Source organism: Streptomyces bohaiensis (assembly GCF_012033785.1).
GTDB classification, from domain to species: Bacteria; Actinomycetota; Actinomycetes; order Streptomycetales; family Streptomycetaceae; genus Streptomyces; species Streptomyces bohaiensis.
Genome location: NZ_JAAVJC010000486.1, coordinates 1 through 1774, shown reverse-complemented (window position 1 = coordinate 1774; position 1774 = coordinate 1). Strand labels below are relative to the sequence as shown.

Genomic DNA, 1774 nt, shown 5'->3' with positions numbered 1-1774 from the left:
CCGTCGTGGTGGCCGCGGACGCGGACGCCGCCCGGCTCGCCGGCGCGGTGGACGCCACGCGCGCCGCCTACCCCGGCGCCACCGTCGCGGGCGACACCGTCGACCTGCTGGACCCGGCGGCCGCACGCCAGTGGGCCGACCGCATCGAGCAGGAGTTCGGCCGCGTCGACGGCCTCGTCCACCTGGTGGGCGGCTGGCGCGGCTCGGCCGGCTTCGCCGAGACCGACCTCGCGGACTGGGACGCGCTGGAGCCCCTGCTGATCCGCACCGTCCAGCACACCTCCCTGGCGTTCGAAGCCCCGCTGCGCCGCAGCGGCAACGGGCGGTTCCTGCTGGTCAGCGCCGCGGGCGCGGGCCGCCCCACCGCCGGGAACGCCGCCTACGCGGCGGCCAAGGCCGCCGCCGAGGCGTGGACGCTCGCCATGGCGGACGGGTTCCGCAAGGACGGCGGGGACGCGGGCCCGCGCGCCGCCGCCGCCGTGCTGGTGGTCAAGGCGCTGGTGCACGACGCGATGCGGGCCGAGCGCCCCAACGCCAAGTTCGCGGGCTTCACCGAGGTGACCGACCTCGCGGACGCCGTCGCCGACACCTGGAACCGACCCGCCGCCGACGTGAACGGACAGCGCCTGTGGCTCACACCCCAGCCGTGAGGCCGAACCCCGGGCGCACGGACGCCAAGCGCCGCCACGACCCCGAGACACGGGGGTTCGCCAGCGACAACTACGCCGGGACGCACCCCGAGATACTCGCAGCGCTCGCCCTCGCCAACGGCGGGCACCAGGTCGCCTACGGCGGCGACGAGTACACCGAGCACCTGCAGCGCGTCGTACGGTCGCACTTCGGCGGGCGCGCCCACGCCTACCCGGTCTTCAACGGCACCGGCGCCAACGTGGTCGCCCTCCAGGCGCTGACCGACCGCTGGGGGGCGGTCATCGCCGCCGAGAGCGCGCACATCAACGTCGACGAGGGCGGCGCCCCCGAACGGGTCGGTTCGCTGAAGCTGCTCACCGTCCCCACCGAGAACGGCAAGCTCACGCCGGAGCTGATCGACCGCCAGGCGTTCGGGTGGGAGGACGAGCACCGGGCGATGCCGCAGGTCGTCTCGATCACCCAGTCCACCGAACTCGGCACCGTCTACACCCCGGACGAGATCCGCGCGATCTGCGACCACGCCCACCAGCACGGCATGCTCGTCCACCTCGACGGCGCCCGGCTGGCCAACGCGTCGGCCGCGCTGGACGTGCCGATGCGCGCCCTGACCAACGTGCCGGGCGTGGACGTGGTCTCGTTCGGCGGCACCAAGAACGGCATGCTCTTCGGAGAGGCCGTGGTCGTGCTCGACCCCGACGCGGTCCGGCGGATGAAGCACATCCGGAAGCTGTCGATGCAGCTCCCCTCCAAGATGCGGTTCGTCTCCGTCCAGCTGGAGGCACTGCTGGCGGGCGACCTCTGGCTGCGCAGCGCCCGGCACGCCAACGCCATGGCGGCGCGGCTCGCAGCGGGCGTCCGGGAGGTCCCCGGCGTGGAGATCATCCACCCGGTGGACGCCAACGCGGTCTTCGCGCGGCTCCCCAACGAGGTGAGCGAACGCCTCCAGAAGCGGTACCGCTTCTACTTCTGGGACGAGCGGGCCGGCGAGGTGCGCTGGATGTGCTCGTTCGACACCACCGAGGAGGACGTCGACGGATTCCTCGCGGCCCTGCGGGAGGAGATGGGCCGCTGAGGCCCCTCTCCCCGGCCGGTGGTGCGGTGACCGGGGCACGCCCCGGTCACC

General features: G+C 74.0%; 2 protein-coding genes. Both read left to right on the top strand.

Annotation, left to right across the window (positions count from 1 at the left end):
- The coding region (locus HCN52_RS24155; protein WP_168090544.1) for an SDR family oxidoreductase at nt 1-650 on the top strand (650 nt) is incomplete at its 5' end.
- Nucleotides 647-1723, top strand: coding sequence for a threonine aldolase family protein (locus HCN52_RS24150; RefSeq protein ID WP_168090543.1), 1077 nt, complete (start codon nt 647-649; stop codon nt 1721-1723). The genes HCN52_RS24155 and HCN52_RS24150, both read left to right, overlap by 4 nt.
- The last annotated feature ends 51 nt before the right edge of the window (nt 1724-1774 follow it).